Source organism: Mesorhizobium sp. G2-6-1 (assembly GCF_055809095.1).
Window position 1 is genome coordinate 2442835 of record NZ_CM147896.1, and the last position, 18195, is coordinate 2461029.

The following is an 18195-nucleotide window of genomic DNA, read 5'->3' on the forward strand; positions in this document are numbered from 1 at the left end:
ATGCGCCGGCTTTCTGATCCGATCCGTACAAGCGACCAGATGTCAGGTTCATTCGGGTCGAACGCAAGTCCGAGGATATCGAAATGGGTAAGGTAACAGGATTTCTGGAGATCGACCGGCAGGTGCACAAGTATCAGCCTGCATCGGATCGCATTCGGCATTTTCGCGAATTCACGCTGCCGATGTCGGAGAGCGAAGTCGAAAAGCAGGCGGCACGCTGCATGGATTGTGGCGTGCCCTACTGCCACGGTCCGACGGGTTGTCCGGTTCACAACCAGATTCCGGACTGGAACGATCTCGTCTATCATGGCGATTGGGACAATGCGATCCGCAACCTGCATTCGACCAACAACTTCCCTGAATTTACCGGTCGGATTTGCCCAGCGCCCTGTGAAGAGGCATGTACGCTCAACCTTGAAGATATTCCCGTTGCTATCAAGACGGTCGAGCAGGCGCTGGCGGACAAGGCCTACGAAACCGGCTACATTCGCCCCTATCCGCCGCAGACGAAAACCGGCAAGCGGGTTGCCATTGTCGGGTCTGGACCGGCTGGCATGGCGGCTGCCCAGCAATTGGGCCGCGCCGGTCACGATGTCCATGTCTATGAACGCGAGAGCCGTCCGGGCGGGTTGATGCGCTTTGGCATCCCTGATTTCAAGATCGAAAAGCACTTCATCGATCGCCGCGTCGAGCAGATGCAGGGCGAAGGCGTCACGTTCTTGTGCGGTGTCAATGTCGGCGTCGACAAGCCCGTGGCCGAGTTGCTCGCGGCCTATGATGCGGTGTTGTATTGTGGCGGGTCCGAGATGCCACGCAAAGCCGGTATTGCGGGTGAAGACCTCGACGGCGTTCACGATGCAATGCCTTATCTCGTGCAGCAGAACAAGCGTGTTGGCGGCGAGGAAATCCTGTCGGTCGCGTGGCCTTCGACATCAATCGTTGCCAATGGTCAGCATGTTGTTGTGGTTGGTGGCGGTGACACAGCGTCCGACTGTGTCGGTACAGCTTTCCGTCAAGGCGCGGTGCGGGTAACACAGCTGGACATTCGCCCGCAACCACCCATCAAGGAAGACAAGCTGGCCGTGTGGCCTTACTGGGCGACGAAAATGCGCACATCGTCTTCGCAAGCCGAGGGGGCCGAGCGTGAATTTCAGGTGGCGACGCTTGAATTCATTGGCGAGGAAGGTCAATTGACCGGTGTGAAATGCTGCGAAGTCGATGAAAAGCGCAAGCCTGTGGCCGGTACGGAATTTGTTATCCGAGCAGATCTCGCTTTCATTGCTATCGGTTTTTCCGGCCCGTTCGAACACGGCATCTTGTCAGAGTTGGAAAAAGGCATGGATGTTGCTGTCGATGCGCGTCGCTCCAGGAATGTGGCTGCTAATGAGCGCGACTACAGGACCAGTGTCGACAAGCTCTATGCTGCTGGCGATGTGCGGCGCGGGCAGTCACTGGTCGTGTGGGCGATCCGGGAAGGCCGCCAGGCAGCGCACTCAATCGACAAAGATCTCATGGGTGTGACTGTTCTGCCTGTTTGATGGTCGCAGCGCGATGCTCTAGCGATCAATGGCGGTTGTGGTTTCAGGGGCGGCTAAGGGTATTGTCACGTCCTTTGGCGGGGGCCATGAAAAATCGTCCGCTCGGCCTTTTTCCCTTTCCTGCGTCGTCAATCCATCTGCTTCTTGTCGCGTGTCAACCATATTGTCCCTATGAGGAAAAGCGCCAAGAAGCTCAGTGCCGCCGTCAAGTGCCGGATCATTGAGCAGCATGGGCGCGGTCCGGTCGACATTTTCCGGCGCGGTGATTGCGGCGGGCGTCTCAACGGGAAGTCCGGCGGGCGTAAACGAGGGCTCTGCGTCTGCTCCAATTGCTAACCCCAATATCTTCATCAGCGGCTTTTCTACGTAGAACGCCACTTTTCTCTTGCCTGCCCGCGTGAGATTGATGCCATCGCTTCCGCGCAGATTTACCGGTTGTCCGTTAATGTCTGGCCCCTTGGTGATGAAAGCACCGTTTTCGTCGACGAAACCATCCCAAATGTCCACGAATTCGCCACCATTGCTTTCCGCCGCAGCGCGATAGATTTCATTGAAGGCGAGCATGTCGGATGTCATGCTGGAAAACCTGAAGGCAGGAATGCCGACCCAAATGAAAGGCACTTTGGTTTTTGCGATCTCTTTGCCAAACGCGGTGACGCGCGCTTCATATTCCTTGGTCCATTTCTCCGATCGCGGTTGCTCGCTCGTATCGCCGACGCGCAGTTGCTGCCGGTCGTTAGACCCGATCATGACAACGATGGCAGCCGGCTTCTCGCTCTCAACCAGTGCTGGTAGCTCAGCCGGCCAATTATAGTAATCGTCACGCACGAGGCCCGACGAGCCATTGCTGCGGCTTTCTATCTTGATCGAATGATTTTCCTCGAAAGCGGCCTCAAGGCCCTCTGCCAGACCGCCTGCGAGGAAGTCGCCGACAACCAGAACCAGCCGGGCGTCCGGCGCTTTTTCGACGGCTTGCACCGGAGGCTTGACCGGTTGGCGCGCAGCAGGCGCTTGTTTTTTGACCCTTGGGGGCTTTCTGCGGATTTTCGCAGGGGGTTCGACGCGTTCTCTCTTGCGTGGCAGAAACAGGTCACGCAGCGACCAGGTCCGGGTCTGCACTTCCTGAGCGAATGCCGGCACCTGGAATGTGCCGGCAATGCCGATGAAAAAAATGGCGAGAACGAATATCAGTATCGGCGAACGTCGCAGTACTATCCAGTTGCGCAATGCCGAAACCAAAACAACCTCACTATCCAAAAACCATTCGCGCGGTTATCGCTGCCGAAGCCGCTTGAGCACTTCCATGCTCGGATGTCCATCCTGGGTCAAGCCTGCCTGAGCCTGGAAGGCAATGATGGCGGATTTCGACCCGGCACCGACCTTGCCGTCGATCTTTCCGTCATAATATCCGATCAGGGACAAACGCTTTTGAAGTTCCTGCCTCTCCTCAAACGTCAATTTGGTGAACGGGCGGTTCCAGTCGTTGACGAGGCCACCATAACCGGCAATTTCGTCGGCCAGAAGGCCAACGGCGATGGCGTATTTGTCGGCGTTATTATAGCGCTTGATCACGGAGAAGTTCTTGATCATCAAAAAGGCCGGGCCTTTGCGTCCATCGGGGACTTTCAAGACCGCACTGTCGGAACTGTGGGGAAAGGGTTTGCCCTTGGCTCGTGTGAGGCCGAGCGATTGCCATTTTCGCAATGACAGTCGGCCAGCGGGGAATTTTCGTCCGGCGGGCAGGTTGACCTCATAACCCCAGGTCTTGCCCGTTTGCCAGCCATTTTTGCGCAGCAGATTTGCCGCAGTGGCCAGCGCGTCGGGGATGGAATTCCAGATGTCTCGTTTGCCATTGCCATCAATATCGACAGCATATGCCTGATAACTGGTCGGAATGAACTGTGTGTGTCCCATCGCACCGGCCCATGAGCCGGTCAGGTGACTTTCGTCGATATCGCCCTTCTGCAGAATCTTCAAAGCGGCGATCAACTGCGTTCGAGCGAATTTCGAGCGTCTCTTGTCTGCATAACCAAGAGTTGCCAGCGAGCGTACGACATTGCGCATGATGTCATCACGTTTGAGTATCTCGCCATAATTCGATTCCATCGACCAGATCGCCAAAAGGACGTAGCGGTCGACGCCGAATTTGCTTTCGATCCGGTCAAGCCAAGGCTTCCACTTCCGCGCCATTTCCCTGCCGGTTGCAATCGATTGGTCCTGCACGCGGTTGTCGAAATAATCCCAGGCGGGGGCCGTGAACTCAGGCTGGTAACGGGCCTTTTCCAGGACTACGGGATCAATCTCGGTTATGTTGCGAAAGGCCGCATCATAGAGCTTGCCCGATACGCCATTTTTAACGGCGGTCGTGCGGAAGCTGGCTACCCATTGACGAAACCCGGAATCTGCGTAGGCCGAACCTGCCGGCACCAAAAGGGCGAAAGACAGGCTGGCGACGGACAGTGCGCGTGTAAGGCGTTTTGTGGCGTTGCGAGCAGACATTTCGTCCTCCATCTTTGTGTGAAAGAGATCATTCATCGCCGATTCCGGTTAGGAATTAGTTTACCATAGGGGCCTTCTGGAACGAAAAGAGGCTTCAATGCTTAATTGTCGGACCTGCCAGCGCGTTTCAGTTCAGTAATCTTCAATTTCGATGTGGAATTGTGTCGGAAGCACGGTGGCCACGAAAAAGAATGGATGATTGACGATATGAAGAGAGTGCGTAAGGCAGTTTTTCCCGTTGCCGGGCTTGGTACGCGATTCCTCCCTGCCACCAAGGCTATCCCGAAAGAGATGCTTACGGTGGTTGATCGGCCGGTCATTCAATATGTCGTCGATGAAGCGCGCGAAGCGGGCATTGAGCATTTCATCTTTGTCACTGGCCGCAACAAGACGGTCATCGAGGATCATTTCGACATTCAGTTCGAACTATATGATACACTTGCCCAACGTGGAAAGAATGACGAACTCGACAGGCTGAAGAAATTACAGCCTGCGCCTGGCCAGACGAGCTTTACACGCCAGCAAGTGCCGCTTGGACTGGGCCATGCTGTGTGGTGTGCGCGTGAACTGGTTGGTGACGAGCCATTCGCACTGCTTTTGCCCGACATGATTATGCAATCGGAAAAGAGCTGCCTGAAGTCGATGGTCGAGCTTTACGAAAAAACCGGCGACAACGTTGTCGCGGTGCAGGAATGCGATCCTGCCGAGGCGCACAAATACGGCATTGTCGGGCGTGGTGAAGAAACGCATACCGGTTTCAAAATCAATGAAATGGTGGAAAAACCAGCGCCGGGCACCGCGCCGTCAAACTTCTATATCAACGGGCGCTATATTCTCCAGCCGGAAATATTCGATATTCTGGAAGGACAGGAAAAAGGTGCCGGCAACGAAATCCAGCTTACCGACGCCATGTTGAAACTGGGTGGGCAAAAGTCATTCTATGGCTATCACTATCAGGGCCGCACGTTCGATTGCGGTTCACCGGAAGGGTTCGTCGAGGCCAATGTGGCCTTTGCCCTGTGGCGCTCTGACATGAAAGATAAAATGGCTGACGTGATTGGCTCGCTGGTGAGCGACTACCAACCGGGCTGAGCACGGACCTTCGTGGTCTGAACTGCAGCATGGTTTAGCGTTGCAGTGTTACACCCAGATAGACGCTGTTGGTCTTTGAATCGCGGCCTGCCAGATTGCTGGCGAGCGTTTCGTGACGCACACGCGTTGTGATGCCGGCGTAGCGATTCAGCCACCATGTCAGCCCGGCTTCGGCGCTGAAAATGAGATCGTGGCCGCTGGAGCCGCTGTAATTGCGCCAATCCAGGCCGAGGGCTGCCGTCCCTGTCAAATTTGCCCGGATCTGCCGCTCTGCGGTAATGCGTCCGGAATAGAGGACCGAGCCACTTTCGCCAGCCGTCGTTGTACCTTCCAATTCAGTCGTACCGCGGATGCCGATTGTCGTGCCGCGTTGCGGCGACCATCTCAAATCGGCGTTGAGGGTTGCACCGGAGATTGGCGCCAGGCGGTCATCATCAAAGCTTTCTCGCAACCAGCCGGCTGAAAATTCGCCCGCCAGTTTTTCGCCGAGGTCGAGTTCAACGCCACCGCGCGCGCCGAGCCTCGTCGAAGAACGTTGATAACCACTGCTGTCGGCGCGCTGGTCGTAAAGCCGCCGTCCACCTTCGAACTCGACAAAGGGTGTTATTGCAGGAGAGATTTCATATCCACTGCGCAAGGTTGCGGTGTAGAGCGTCGAATTTCGATCTTCCTGGGACAAGGTGGCGCCCGTTGACAGGTCGGCGTCCCCATAAGAATCATGTGCGGCAGCGCCTGTCAGGCCAAAACGCATCTTGCCTACGTCTTTTTCGATACCAAGACTGCCATCGATGGTCTGACGCAGGGGTTGCGATGCGGTTCCGGTAATAACGACCGGTGATGATGCGGATTCGGGCGCAGCCTCGTAGCCAAGCTTGCCGATGGCGCGCAATTCATTGCCGAGATCGATATTGAGCGTGCCATCGATGCGCCCCTTGCATCGCTGACCTCTTCTCCCGAAAGAGTCTTTCTGACAATGCCGTAACCATTGATGGATGCTGAATTTTCCCGCCAGTCGGAAGCGGCGTTGAAGCGCAAGGTCGTTTCCGAGAGGATGGCAGATTGGCCATTGCTGCTGGAATCGGCATTAGATGTGGCCGTGATGCCTTGTTCGATTGTGGGTCTCAGGGTGAAGGAGCCAACTCGAATACCAAGCGGAGCATATGGGTCGGTCTCAGGCTCGCTGCTCTGGCCCTCGATTGAACCGGTTCGTTCTTCGCGCGGGTTCAATGGAAGCCTGTTGTCGGAATCGACGGTGGATGCGCGCCGGTTGGTTGTTTCTTCTTCCTGGTCCGAAGCCCCGGCGGCGGTTGCGGCGTTGTCCTGCGGTGCCGTGTTGTCTTCTCTGTTTGCCGGTTGGGTTCGCGCTGTGGATGACCGGCGCTGCCGCTGAGTGGTGGGGTCGTCGGCGGTATCATCTGGCGATGCTTCTGAATTGCCGAAAATGCTGCCCGTCGCAGTGCTCGTGTCGCTATTGTCTGGCAGCGCGCCGGGGTTGGCCGGCACATAGGCTGGAGTTGGCAGGCCTGCTGCCACGGTTGGTGTGGTGCCCGATGCATTTTGTGCAGCGGTCAATTGGCGGACCTTGGCTTGCTGGTCACGCTGAATTGCAGATTCGGATACCTCGCCACGCAGTTCCGTTTCCTGAGCGTGGAGGTAAACCGGCGTGGTAATTGCGAAAATGCTCGTTGCCAATAAAAGCATGCGAGCGGAAACATTCCGCTCGTCCCTCTCGTTTTTTGGCTGGGAACGCAACATATTGACCTCGAAGACGCCTGCGCGCCATTGTTACCGAACCGTAAATTGTGATGGTTAACGGACGGTTGAAGCCATTGCAGTTTGACGGATTGAACGCCGCAATATTGTTGGACAGGCGAGTTTCAACGCGTTAAGCGCTTCGGCGATGAATACAAAAGACAAAACAGAGCCCAAGCCGGACCGGGAGGCGTCTATCGCCTCAGCCTTGAGAACTGTCGCGACAGGGCAGGCCGGCATTGAGGCCCTTACTGGTGCGCTGGAAAATGGTCTGTCTGGACCCTTTTCGCAGGCCGTCGAAACATTGTCGGGTATCAATGGCCGCGTCATTGTCACCGGCGTTGGCAAGAGTGGCCATATCGGCTCAAAGATCGCGGCAACACTTGCGTCGACTGGAACGCCAGCATTCTTCGTTCATCCTTCCGAGGCCAATCACGGCGACCTTGGCATGATTGCGTCTGACGATGCCATCATTGCCTTGTCCTGGTCAGGTGAAACTGCGGAGCTAAAGGGCATCATTGCCTATTCCCGGCGCTTTTCCATTCCGTTGATCGCGCTGACAGCGGGCGAGAAGTCTGCGTTGGCGCGTGAGGCGGATGTCGTTGTGTTGCTGCCGCGCACGCCAGAGGCATGCCCGCATGGTCTTGCGCCGACAACCTCGACCCTATTGCAGCTTGTCATTGGCGATGCTCTGGCAATCGCCTTGCTGGAGGCGCGCGGCTTTACGCCAGATCACTTCCGAACCTTTCATCCGGGTGGGCAGCTAGGTGCCAACCTGACAAAGGTTCGCGACATCATGCATGTGGGCGCGAAAGTCCCGCTGGTTCAGGTTGGAACCGGGATGCGTGGGGCAATCCTTGAAATGTCCGGCAAGGGCCTGGGGTGCGTGGCCATTGCCGATGGTGATGGTAGTTTGATCGGGATCATTACCGATGGCGACATACGCAGGCAGATCGAGGGTGATTTGCTGGCAATGACGGTTGAACAGGTGATGACGAAGGCGCCAAAAACGATCGGACCCGATACTCTGGTCGCCGCCGCCTTGCAGATTATCAATACGTCATCGATCACGGCGCTGATGGTCGTTGAAAGCGGACGACCGGTTGGTCTGGTCCATCTTCACGACCTGCTACGCATTGGTGCTGCCTGAGTTTCAGATGGCTTCGACCGTGAGGTCAAGGTCCGTTTCGCTCGCTCCAATGACGCGAACTCTCGCTCCTGCAGGTAAATCGGGGCCGGAGATTCGCCACAGTGTATCACCAAGCTGGATGCGGCCCCTGCCTTCGGTGATCGGCTCGGAGAGTGTTGCTGTGCGCCCGATCATCTGTTCGCCGCGCCGGTTGAGGAGTGGCTGGTCGGAGGCCTCGTTTCGCGACGAAACGAGTTGCTTTCCGATGTAAGCTGCTATCAGGGACAGGGCGAGGAACAGTACAACCTGAACCTGCCACATCCAGAATCCCGAATCCCATATGATCAGCGATATCGTTCCGACAATGAGTGCGGCGATGCCGATCCACAAGAGGAAAACACCTGGCACCATGATTTCCATCATGAGCAGGATGAACCCGAGAACCATCCAGTTCCAGGGACCGAGCTCGGAAAAAATACGCTCCAGCATTATCGTTACCTAGCTTTCAGGATCAGTCCTCTTCCGGGCGAATGACGGGAGGCCTTGCCGCTTGGCGCTGCGTGCCGGTTTTTCCACCATCCTTGAAGACTTCCTTGGCGATCTCGCCAATGCCGCCGAGCGTGCCGATGAGCGAGGATGCTTCCATCGGCATCAACACGACCTTTGAATTGCCGGCGGAGCCTATCCGGGCAAGGGCGTCGGTGTATTTTTGCGCTACGAAGTAATTTAGCGCCTGCACATCGCCTTTGGAAATTGCCTCGGACACCACCTGGGTGGCGCGGGCTTCGGCTTCAGCAGAACGCTCGCGCGCTTCGGCATCGCGGAAGGCGGCTTCACGGCGGCCTTCTGCTTCAAGGATCTGCGATTGCTTCAAGCCCTCAGCCTCAAGAATCTGGGCGCGCTTGTTTCGTTCGGCCATCATCTGACGCGCCATCGAATCCACCAGATTCGTAGGCGGATTGATGTCCTTGATCTCGATGCGGGTAATCTTGATGCCCCACGGGTGTGCGGCTTCGTCGACGACACGCAGCAGACGTTCGTTAATGACGTCGCGGTTTGATAGAAGCTCGTCGAGGTCCATCGATCCCATGACGGTACGAATGTTGGTCATGGTCAGATTGAGGATAGCGTTTTGGAGGCCTGCGACCTGATAGGCTGCTTGCGGTGCATTCAACACCTGAAAGAAAGCGACGCCGTCGACCGCCACGATGGCATTGTCTCGGGTGATGACTTCTTGTGTGGGAACATCCAGCACCTGCTCCATCATGTTCATCTTCGCACCGATGCGGTCGACGAACGGAACGATCAGGTTGAGACCGGGCGTCAGCGTTTTCGTATAGCGCCCGAAACGCTCGACCGTATAGTTGTAGCCCTGCGGAACCGTTTTGATGGCGGTGAAAAGGACCAGCACCACAAGAACGGCAAGAACCGGAAGGACAATGTCTAGTCCACTGAACATGTTGTTTTCCCCTCGAATTGGTCAGAATTGCCACATCTGACCGCCTGTATCAGAAAAACACTTAAGGTCGTTTCCTTAACGATACAATTAAACGGCAACATTAAACGGACCGGCATAGGCCAAACAGGTCATTTTGGCGCGTGAACCGTGCTTGACGGCTCAAATCCAGCCCAGAAGTTCACGGCGTGTCAGTGCCTCGATGACCGCCATGCCATCAGTGCTATCGTTCAGGCAGGGGATATGTGTGAATTTTTCGCCACCGGCATGGTGAAAAATTTCGGCAGCTTCTCTGCCGATCTCATCGAGTGTTTCTATGCAATCGGATGAAAAGCCGGGATTGATAACTGCGACGGATTTGACGCCGTCACCTGGCATTTTTTCCAGGGTCTTGTCGGTATAGGGCTGGAGCCATTCCTGCGCACCGAAGCGCGACTGGAAGGTTGTGATTAGCTTCTTGTCGCTCAAGCCCAGCCGTTCGCGAACAAGTCGCGTCGTCTTCAGGCAATGGCAATGATAGGGGTCGCCCTTCTCGAAATAGGCTTTTGGAATGCCGTGGTAGGAAGCGACGATGACTTCCGGGTCGAAATCGAGGCTGGCCAGATGCTGTTCGATAGAACGGGCCAGTGCATCGATATAGACCGGCTCGTCATAATAGGATGGCACGCTTCGAATTGCTGGCGCGCGCCGCATTTTCATCAATGCGCGAAAAAGCTGGTCGTTGGCTGTCGCAGTCGTGGTGGCCGAATATTGCGGGTAGAGCGGGAAACAGACAATGCGGTCGCAACCCTGAGCGGTCAGCTTGCCTGCAACGCTTTCGGTTGATGGATTGCCGTAGCGCATCGCCCAGTCGACAACGACGTTGGGAATGTCACGCAGGGCGTGCGCCAATTTCTCGCCTTGGCCGCGGGTGTAGGTATGAAGTGGCGATTCGTTGTTTTCGCGGTTCCATATCCGGGCATAATTTGCTCCGGATTTCTGCGGCCGCGTGGTGAGGACAAGACCATAGAGGATCGGATACCAGATCGCCTTATTAAGCTCGATAACGCGGGGATCAGACAGGAATTCGCGCAAATAACGCCACATGGACTTGAAATCGGTGCCGTCCGGTGTGCCCAGATTGACCAACATAACGCCGATCTTGCCGGTCTTGACCGGAGGATGACCGTCGGGAAGTGGTCCGATGGCAGCGGTGTTTGGTTTGATGGGGTTCGACAGGGTCATGGCATGGTGTCTCCGCACATCAGGCGAACCTAGTGATGCGGCACGAGGATGCAATGTCGCGTCTGGCCGCACTACACACAAATATTTGTTGGTTGCGCGTAGTGCGGATGGGTGCGTTGCTGCAACTCCCGATAGTCAACAGGCCTTAGTTCGCTGCAGGAATTTCCAACATGGCGCCGAGCGGAAGATTGTGTGGCCTGATTTTCGGATTGGCCTTTGAAATCATTTTCCACTTTGTGCCGTCGCCGTAAGCTTGAACTGCCAAATCCCATAAAGTGTCGCCGCGGACAATCGTATGGCTGCCTTTGACGGCCATCGCGGGCGTACTCATTTCTGCAGTTGGTTCTGCCGATGCCGATGCTGGGGCCGCTTCCACCGCGATAGCTGGTGGGCTGTTTGCAATGTCGTTGGAAGCGGCTGGAAGTTCAGGTGTGGCCGTTGCAGCGGGCTTTGCCGGTTCGGGGGTCGATTCCATCGCAGTGGCTGCACCGATTTCGGTGATGCGACCTTCGACGCCGGGCGTGTAGGGATTGTGTGCTGTTAGGTAGTCGGCAACGACCTGCTCAAGGCCGGGACCATAGTCGTAGGCGTTCTTGGCTTTTTCAGCGAAGATCTTGTAGCCGTCGCCACCTTGACGCACATAATTATTGGTCGCGACGAGGTAATCCTTGTTCAGGTCGATTGGTGCCCAACTGCCGCTATCCATAACCTCAACGTCCTTGACGCGGCTTTGCGGGGCAGCAGCCTTATCGAATGCGTATTTCAAACCGGCAACCTGCGCGAAGCGCCCGGCACCGTCTTCAAGCTGGCTGACACCGTTTTCGAGTGCTGCGACGATATCCTTGCCCGACAGTTGGAACGTGGCGACGGTATTCTGGAACGGTAGGACGGTGAGCACCTCGCCCATCGTCACCGGACCCTGGTCAATAGAGGCGCGCAAACCGCCGCCATTGGAAAACACAATTGAAATCCCCTGATCCTTGACGCGATCCAGCACCGCGTCGGATACCAGATTGCCCATCTCACATTCGCGGGCCCGGCAATTTTCGCGACTGCCATCTATTGGAGCCGTGGTTTCGCCAACGATTTTGGTTTTCAGTTCCTCGATCGGGGCTCCAAGCTCCTTGATGCGGGCGAGCGCGGCAGCGTCAGGCGTGATCGACTTGTCGAGAAAGATCGGGTCGCCTGAAGCTTCCTTGACGACGCCATTGTCGTCGAAAACGACTTTGAATTCGCCAAGATATTTCGAATAGGACGCGGCTTGCGTAACCGGTACTTTGTAACCGTCCGGATTGTCGATCATCGTCGGGTAGGGGCCTTCGGCCTTGGGGTCCGTGTTCGACAATAGCGAATGGGAGTGGCCGCCGACCACGACATCGACGCCTGGGATCTTTGCGATCATTTCCTTGTCGCGCGGATAGCCGACATGGGTCAGCGCGATGATCTTGTTGACGCCCTCAGCCTTCAGCTTTTCGACTTCAGCCGTGATCGTCTTGATATCGTCCTCAATGGTGATGTTCGGGCCGGGTGAAGCGATTTCCGGCGTCTGGGTGGTGACCGCACCGATGATGCCGATCTTCTGGCCACCGACTTCGATCACCACAGAAGGCTTGATGCGGTCGCCAATTTTGGCGGCGGCACTTGCCTTGACGTTGGCACTGAGGACCGGAAACTTGATGACATCGAGGAAGGGCGCAAGGGCATCCTCACCGTCGTCGAATTCGTGGTTGCCAACGGTCATGGCATCGAACTTCATTTGGTTCAGGAATTCGGCTTCGACCTTGCCTTTATAGGTGCTGTAGAAAAGCGACCCTTGAAAATTGTCGCCACCATTCAGCAAGAGGACGTTTTGTCCTTCGAGTTTCTTTCGTTCCTGGGCAATCGCGGTGATCAGGCGCGCAGCGCCTCCGATGCATTCGCCCTTTGTCTCTTCCTCGGCAGAGCAGGTGGATTCATATTTGTTGTTGCTCTCGATGCGGCTGTGCCAGTCATTGATATGAAGGATGTTGAGCGTGTAGTCGGCAAATGAAGCTCCAGCCGATAGGCCGAGCGCGGTGGCTGACAAGGCAGCGATTGCAACAAATCTGTTCATGGAGTTCTCTCCCGATTGGACCGGTCCAACTCACCTGACCATCTTTCATGACAGGCGAATAGCAAGCTGGACCACAGCATGTTCACACTGCGATTTTACGGTTGCAAGTGGAATCGACAACGCCTGAAGTGGATGTATCGAAACGGTCTCAGACTTTTACGCGCTCGGAACCGGGATCATACATCGGTTTGAGTGACGCCTTGGCCTTCACCCTTGTTCCGGCAACCATGATTTCGAATTTCGATGCCAGGAGATTTTGTGCCGTTTCATCGACACATGGCACGTAACCCATGCCGACGCTGCCGCCAAGCGTATGGCCGTAGGAACCGGACGAGATATATCCGACCACTTCACCGTCGCGTATGATCGGTTCATTGTGGAAGAGTAACGGTTCCGAATCTTCCAGAAGAAACTGCATCAATCGCGATTTGGGGCCGCTTTGCTTGCGCGCAAGCACGGCGTCACGCCCGATGAAGTCTGGTTTCGTGGTCTTCACTGCAAAGCCCAGTCCTGCGTCAATCACATTATCTTCACAGGTGATGTCGTGGCCAAAATGGCGGAATGCTTTTTCGATCCGGCAACTGTCCATCATGTGAAGCCCGCAAAGCTTCAGCCCCATATCCTGGCCGGCTTCATGCAGCGTTTCAAAGACATGAGCTGCCATATCGCTTGAAACATAGATTTCCCATCCCAATTCACCGACATAGGTGACCCGGTGAGCGCGGGCAAGCGCCATGCCGATCTCGATTTCCTGAGCCGTTCCGAAAGGGTTCGTAGCATTGGTGAATTCGGCGGGAGATACGCTTTGTAGAAGGCTGCGCGAATTCGGTCCCATGACCGCAAGCACGCCTTCGCTGGCCGTCATGTCGGTGATCGTGACATTGAAATCCTGTTTGTGACGCCGCAGCCATGTCTGGTCGGCCTGGCGCGTGGCGCCTGGCGTAACCATCAGATAGGATATTTCATCAAGCCTCGTCACGGTTACATCGGCTTCGATGCCACCGTGGCTGTTCAACATCTGCGTGTAAACGATCTTGCCCGCGGGCACACTCATGTCGCCGCCGCAGACATGGTTGAGGAATGTTTCCGCATCACGCCCTTCGATGCGGATTTTCCCAAAGGATGTCATGTCGTACATGCCGACATTTTCGCGAATGGCCTTGTGTTCTTGCGCCGCATTTTCAAACCAGTTCTGGCGGTTCCAGCTATAGCGGTACTCGCGTTCCTGACCTTCACGTGCGAACCAGTTGGCGCGTTCCCAACCGGCGGTCTCTCCAAAAACGGCACCATGTGCCTTGAGGTGTTCATGGAGGGGGAGCGGCGAATTCCGCGCGCTGTCGCTTTTTGGCGAAACGGAAAATGGTCAGCGTATAGAAGCCCGAGCGTTTCGGTCGAGCGTTGGTAGAGATACGACGCATTGCCTTGAAATGGTTGCATGCGGCCAATGTCTACATCGCCCAGATCGAACGGCTTTTCGCCCGCCTCCATCCACTGGGCCAATGCCATGCCCGCGCCGCCGGCAGACTGGATTCCGATTGAATTGAAACCAGCGGCCACCCAGAAATTGTCAAGTTCGGGGGACAGGCCCAAATGGTAGGCGTCGTCGGGCGTGAAGCTCTCGGGCCCGTTGAAGAAAGTGTGGATGCCGGTCTGTCCGAGAACCGGAAAGCGGTTCACTGCCTTTTCCAGAATTGGTTCGAAATGATCGAAATCCTCGGGCAACTGGTCGAATTCGAACGCTTCAGGGATGCCGCCCATGCCCCACGGTTTGGACACAGGTTCGAAGGCACCCAACAGTATTTTTCCAGCATCTTCCTTGTAGTAGGCGCATTCATCGGGAACACGCAAAACAGGCAAGCGTTGCAGGTCTGGAATGGCTTCGGTGACAATATAGAAATGCTCGCACGCATGTAGCGGCACGTTGACGCCAGCCATGCGGCCAACCTCGCGTCCCCACATGCCGGCGCAGTTCACCACCATTTCAGCTTCGATATGACCTTGTTCGGTTTCGCTTTGCCATTCGATGCCAGTGACCTTGCGGCCAATTTTGCGAATGGCTGTTGCCTTTACACGCTCAATGATGCGAGCGCCGCGCTGGCGTGCTCCCTTGGCGAGGGCGAGGGCAATGTTTGACGGGTCACCTTGCCCATCCTTGGCAATGTAAACGGCGGCAATCACGTCTTCGATATTCAGATGGGGATAGCGGTTCTTGGCCTCAGTTGGGGAAATTTCTTCCACATCGACACCGAAACCGCGCGCCATGGAAGCCTGGCGCAGAATTTCCTCGCGACGCTCCGGGGTCAGCGCCACAGTGATCGAGCCGTTGCGGCGACAGCCTGTCGAAACGCCCGTTTCAGCTTCAAGGTCGTTGTAAAGTTCCTGGCTGTATTTCGCCAGCTTCGTCATGTTCGCGGTTGCCCGCAATTGACCGATCAATCCGGCGGCGTGCCAGGTCGTGCCGCTGGTTAGCTGCTTGCGTTCGAGCAGGACAATGTCTTTCCAGCCCTGCTTGGCAAGATGGTAAGCAACGGAGCAGCCGATCACCCCGCCGCCAATAATTACGACGCGGGCTTTGTCTGGAACCTGATTCATCGTGGGTCGTCTTTCAATGGCATGGTGAACAAGGATGAACAGGCTCTGTTGCCGGGGAGGTAACATGCCCATCGCCAAAAGCATGAGTAGCCATTTCGTCTCGTTTTTGCACGAAGAATATTGGCGTGGCTCAGTCGTATAAGACCGTGTTCATCGCCTGTGTCGGCGGGGGCGATCCGGATAAGGCACACACTTTTCATGAGATGGTGCTGGAGCGGAATTTCGTTATTTCCATGCTGTGTGAGGCGAGCGCGCTTCATGTTTTTGCACAAGCACATCAACGATGGTGGTTTTTGATTTACGTACCTCAAAAAATTGTCTATACCGGTACGAGGAGGAGTTCAGCGTTGCGTCCAACGATACATGATGTAGCTGATGAGGCAGGTGTCAGCCTGGCGACGGTGGACCGTGTGTTGAACAAACGCTCGGGCGTGAGGGCGGCAACAGTGGCGCGCGTTGAGGCGGCTGTCGCCAAGCTCGCATTCGTGCGCGACATCACTGCGGCAAATCTTGCCAAACAGCGGATCTATCATTTCGTCTTCATCATCCCTGAAGGTCCAAACAGCTTTATGCGCGGGCTTGAGCGCGAGCTTGAAGAAGTGAAGTTGCATTCGCTGATTGACCGGACGCAGATCAGCATCGTCAAAGTGCCAGCCTTCGATGCCGCAGCCCTTGCGCGCGCCGTCGATAGCCTGGATGTCGACAGTATTTCCGGCGTTGCGCTTGTCGCAACGGAATCGACGGTGGTTCGAGAATCGCTGGCGCGTTTGTGGCGTGCCAATGTTCCGGTCGTGACCGTTGTTTCGGATATGCCGGCGTCCAAACGAAGCCATTATATCGGCATTGACAATGTTGCTGCTGGCAGAACTGCGGCCAGCCTGATTGGCCGGTTTTCTGCCGGAAAATCAGGCAAGGTGGCGCTTGTAGCCGGGTCGATGCTGGTGCGCGACCATGTCGAGCGGCGCATGGGTTTTGACCAGATCATCCGGGCGGAGTTTCCAGCGCTTGAGTGTCTGCCGGTGCTCGAAGGGCGTGACGATGCGCAAACGACGCGCGACGTTCTTGCGGCATGCCTTGAGCGACAAAGTGACATCGTCGGTGTCTATAATATCGGTGCGGGCAATCGTGGTGTGATCGAAGTTCTGTCGGCGAAGCCGATCTACAAGGATCTTGTCGTCGTTGCGCATGAACTGACGGACCATTCCCGCAAAGCATTACGTGATGGAATTTTCGACGCCGTTATCAATCAGGATTCTGGCCATGAAACCCGCTCTGCGATCAGGATCATGAAGGCCCTTACGGATGGAACGGCGGTCATCGACAGTCAGGAGCATATCCGGATTGAAATCTATCTGAGAGACAATCTGCCATGACGGAATATTGCTGCGAAATTTTGACGTACGTTAATCGAGATGTCATGCACGAGCCTGTCGAGATCGGGCGAGATGCAGTTTCAATATTGCCAACAAGGGACACAATATCATGAGCACCGGTTTCTTTGGCGATATCGCTCCCGTTACTTATGAGGGGCCGGATTCGAGCAATCCGCTCGCCTATCGCTTCTATAATGGCGACGAGATTGTGGCCGGCAAGAGGATGGAGGACCATCTGCGTTTCGCTGTGGCCTATTGGCATTCCTTCGCCTGGCCCGGTGGCGATCCATTCGGCGGGCAGACATTTGAGCGCCCCTGGTTCCCGAAAGCGGGTGGGGCAGACACGATGGAACATGCCAGGCTCAAGGCTGATGTTGCCTTCGAGATGTTCTCGTTGCTTGGCGTTCCCTATTACTGCTTCCATGACGCGGATGTGCGGCCGGAAGGCGCAAATTTTTCAGAAAGCGCTTCACGCCTTGATGAAATCGCCGACGTTTTTGGCGAAAAACAAGGGCAAACCGGCGTCAAATTGCTGTGGGGCACGGCCAATCTGTTTTCACATCGCAGATATATGTCGGGAGCCGCGACCAATCCGGACCCGGATGTCTTTGCCTATGCGGCGGCAACGGTCAAAAAATGCATCGACGTCACCAAGCGTCTGAATGGCGAGAATTATGTCCTGTGGGGCGGACGGGAGGGCTACGAGACGCTGCTCAACACCGATATTGCCCATGAGCAGGAACAGGCGGGGCGCTTTCTGTCGATGGTCGTCGACTACAAGCACAAGATCGGCTTCAAGGGGCCGATCCTGATTGAACCCAAGCCGCAGGAGCCGACCAAACACCAGTATGATTATGATGTCGCGACGGTTTACGGGTTCCTGAAGAAATTCGGGCTGGAGGACGAGGTCAAGGTGAATATCGAGCAGGGCCATGCGATCCTTGCCGGTCATTCGTTCGAGCATGAACTGGCGCTGGCCAATGCGTTGGGCATTTTCGGTTCCATCGATATGAACCGCAACGATTACCAGTCTGGCTGGGATACCGACCAGTTCCCCAACAATGTTCCGGAAATGGCGTTGGCCTATTATCAGGTTCTCTTGGGCGGTGGCTTCAAGAGCGGTGGTACGAATTTCGATGCCAAACTGCGTCGCCAGTCGCTTGATCCTGCGGATTTGCTCATTGCTCATATCGGCGCGATGGATTGTTGTGCGCGTGGTGTGAAAGCAGCGGTTTCGATGATCGAGGACAAGGCGCTCATTGCACCGGTGCAAGAGCGTTATGCAGGCTGGGCCTCTGGCGAGGCGAAAGCGATGCTTTCCGGCAAGCGGACACTGGAAGATATTGCCGGGCGCGTGGTCAGCGAGAACATCGAGCCGCAACCGAAATCCGGCCGGCAGGAATATCTGGAAAGCATCGTGAACCGCTACGTCTGATGCAGACAATGCC

At 55.9% G+C, this 18195-nt stretch carries 12 protein-coding genes and 2 pseudogenes; 5 read left to right on the top strand and 9 right to left on the bottom strand.

The features are described 5' to 3' along the window. Positions 1-83: 83 nt before the first annotated feature. On the top strand, positions 84-1538 hold the full coding sequence (locus tag AC0L7S_RS11770) for a glutamate synthase subunit beta (RefSeq protein ID WP_473471101.1): 1455 nt from the start codon (positions 84-86) through the stop codon (positions 1536-1538). A gap of 18 nt (positions 1539-1556) precedes the next feature. Here AC0L7S_RS11770 and AC0L7S_RS11775 read toward each other — a convergent pair whose 3' ends face one another. Beyond that, positions 1557-2777 carry an SGNH/GDSL hydrolase family protein gene (locus tag AC0L7S_RS11775; RefSeq protein WP_473474275.1) on the bottom strand — a complete coding sequence of 407 codons (1221 nt, stop codon included), beginning with the start codon at positions 2775-2777 and terminating at the stop codon, positions 1557-1559. A 33-nt stretch (positions 2778-2810) separates the two neighbouring features. Beyond that, complete coding sequence (locus AC0L7S_RS11780; RefSeq protein WP_473471103.1) at positions 2811-4037, bottom strand: lytic murein transglycosylase; 1227 nt, start codon at positions 4035-4037, stop codon at positions 2811-2813. Positions 4038-4244: 207 nt separating this feature from the next. Here AC0L7S_RS11780 and galU point away from each other — a divergent pair, with 207 nt between their 5' ends. Continuing rightward, a complete protein-coding gene (galU, locus tag AC0L7S_RS11785) occupies positions 4245-5129 on the top strand; it encodes a UTP--glucose-1-phosphate uridylyltransferase GalU (RefSeq protein WP_473474276.1) in 885 nt (294 codons plus the stop codon). Between the two features lie 34 nt (positions 5130-5163). Here the strand turns inward: galU and AC0L7S_RS11790 are convergent, their stop codons facing one another. Both AC0L7S_RS11790 and AC0L7S_RS11795 read right to left on the bottom strand, forming a co-directional pair. Beyond that, complete coding sequence (locus AC0L7S_RS11790) at positions 5164-6018, bottom strand: outer membrane beta-barrel protein (protein ID WP_473471105.1); 855 nt, start codon at positions 6016-6018, stop codon at positions 5164-5166. 134 nt (positions 6019-6152) lie between these two features. Beyond that, a pseudogene (locus AC0L7S_RS11795) lies at positions 6153-6884 on the bottom strand (outer membrane beta-barrel protein); the annotation flags it as partial. Positions 6885-7029: 145 nt separating this feature from the next. Here AC0L7S_RS11795 and AC0L7S_RS11800 point away from each other — a divergent pair. Next, on the top strand, positions 7030-8031 hold the full coding sequence (locus AC0L7S_RS11800; RefSeq protein ID WP_473471107.1) for a KpsF/GutQ family sugar-phosphate isomerase: 1002 nt from the start codon (positions 7030-7032) through the stop codon (positions 8029-8031). A 3-nt stretch (positions 8032-8034) separates the two neighbouring features. On the opposite strand, the gene AC0L7S_RS11805 is transcribed toward AC0L7S_RS11800, so the two are convergent. The 5 genes and pseudogenes from AC0L7S_RS11805 to AC0L7S_RS11825 all read right to left on the bottom strand — a co-directional run bounded on the left by AC0L7S_RS11805 (position 8035) and on the right by AC0L7S_RS11825 (position 15374). Further along, a complete protein-coding gene (locus AC0L7S_RS11805; protein WP_473471109.1) occupies positions 8035-8499 on the bottom strand; it encodes an NfeD family protein in 465 nt (154 codons plus the stop codon). A 22-nt stretch (positions 8500-8521) separates the two neighbouring features. Continuing rightward, positions 8522-9469: an SPFH domain-containing protein gene (locus tag AC0L7S_RS11810; RefSeq protein ID WP_473471111.1), complete on the bottom strand. Its 948-nt coding sequence runs from the start codon at positions 9467-9469 to the stop codon at positions 8522-8524. 159 nt (positions 9470-9628) lie between these two features. Then, complete coding sequence (hemH, locus tag AC0L7S_RS11815) at positions 9629-10690, bottom strand: ferrochelatase (RefSeq protein ID WP_473471113.1); 1062 nt, start codon at positions 10688-10690, stop codon at positions 9629-9631. 145 nt (positions 10691-10835) lie between these two features. After that, positions 10836-12782, bottom strand: coding sequence for a 5'-nucleotidase C-terminal domain-containing protein (locus AC0L7S_RS11820; RefSeq protein WP_473471115.1), 1947 nt, complete (start codon positions 12780-12782; stop codon positions 10836-10838). A 148-nt stretch (positions 12783-12930) separates the two neighbouring features. Further along, a pseudogene (locus AC0L7S_RS11825) lies at positions 12931-15374 on the bottom strand (GcvT family protein). A gap of 347 nt (positions 15375-15721) precedes the next feature. Between AC0L7S_RS11825 and AC0L7S_RS11830 the strand changes: the two are divergent. Together AC0L7S_RS11830 and xylA are read left to right on the top strand one after the other, a co-directional pair. After that, a complete protein-coding gene (locus AC0L7S_RS11830; RefSeq protein ID WP_473474277.1) occupies positions 15722-16747 on the top strand; it encodes a LacI family DNA-binding transcriptional regulator in 1026 nt (341 codons plus the stop codon). Positions 16748-16856: 109 nt separating this feature from the next. Then, entirely contained in the window at positions 16857-18182 is a 1326-nt protein-coding gene (gene xylA / locus AC0L7S_RS11835) for a xylose isomerase (protein WP_473471116.1), read from the top strand. The last annotated feature ends 13 nt before the right edge of the window (positions 18183-18195 follow it).

Coding starts and splice junctions, on each gene's coding strand:
- AC0L7S_RS11770 (WP_473471101.1), top strand. CDS start 84: ATGGGTAAGGTAACAGGATTTCTGGAGATCGACCGGCAGGTGCACAAG.
- AC0L7S_RS11780 (WP_473471103.1), bottom strand. CDS start 4,037: ATGTCTGCTCGCAACGCCACAAAACGCCTTACACGCGCACTGTCCGTC.
- galU (WP_473474276.1), top strand. CDS start 4,245: ATGAAGAGAGTGCGTAAGGCAGTTTTTCCCGTTGCCGGGCTTGGTACG.
- AC0L7S_RS11800 (WP_473471107.1), top strand. CDS start 7,030: ATGAATACAAAAGACAAAACAGAGCCCAAGCCGGACCGGGAGGCGTCT.
- AC0L7S_RS11805 (WP_473471109.1), bottom strand. CDS start 8,499: ATGCTGGAGCGTATTTTTTCCGAGCTCGGTCCCTGGAACTGGATGGTT.
- AC0L7S_RS11810 (WP_473471111.1), bottom strand. CDS start 9,469: ATGTTCAGTGGACTAGACATTGTCCTTCCGGTTCTTGCCGTTCTTGTG.
- hemH (WP_473471113.1), bottom strand. CDS start 10,690: ATGACCCTGTCGAACCCCATCAAACCAAACACCGCTGCCATCGGACCA.
- AC0L7S_RS11820 (WP_473471115.1), bottom strand. CDS start 12,782: ATGAACAGATTTGTTGCAATCGCTGCCTTGTCAGCCACCGCGCTCGGC.
- xylA (WP_473471116.1), top strand. CDS start 16,857: ATGAGCACCGGTTTCTTTGGCGATATCGCTCCCGTTACTTATGAGGGG.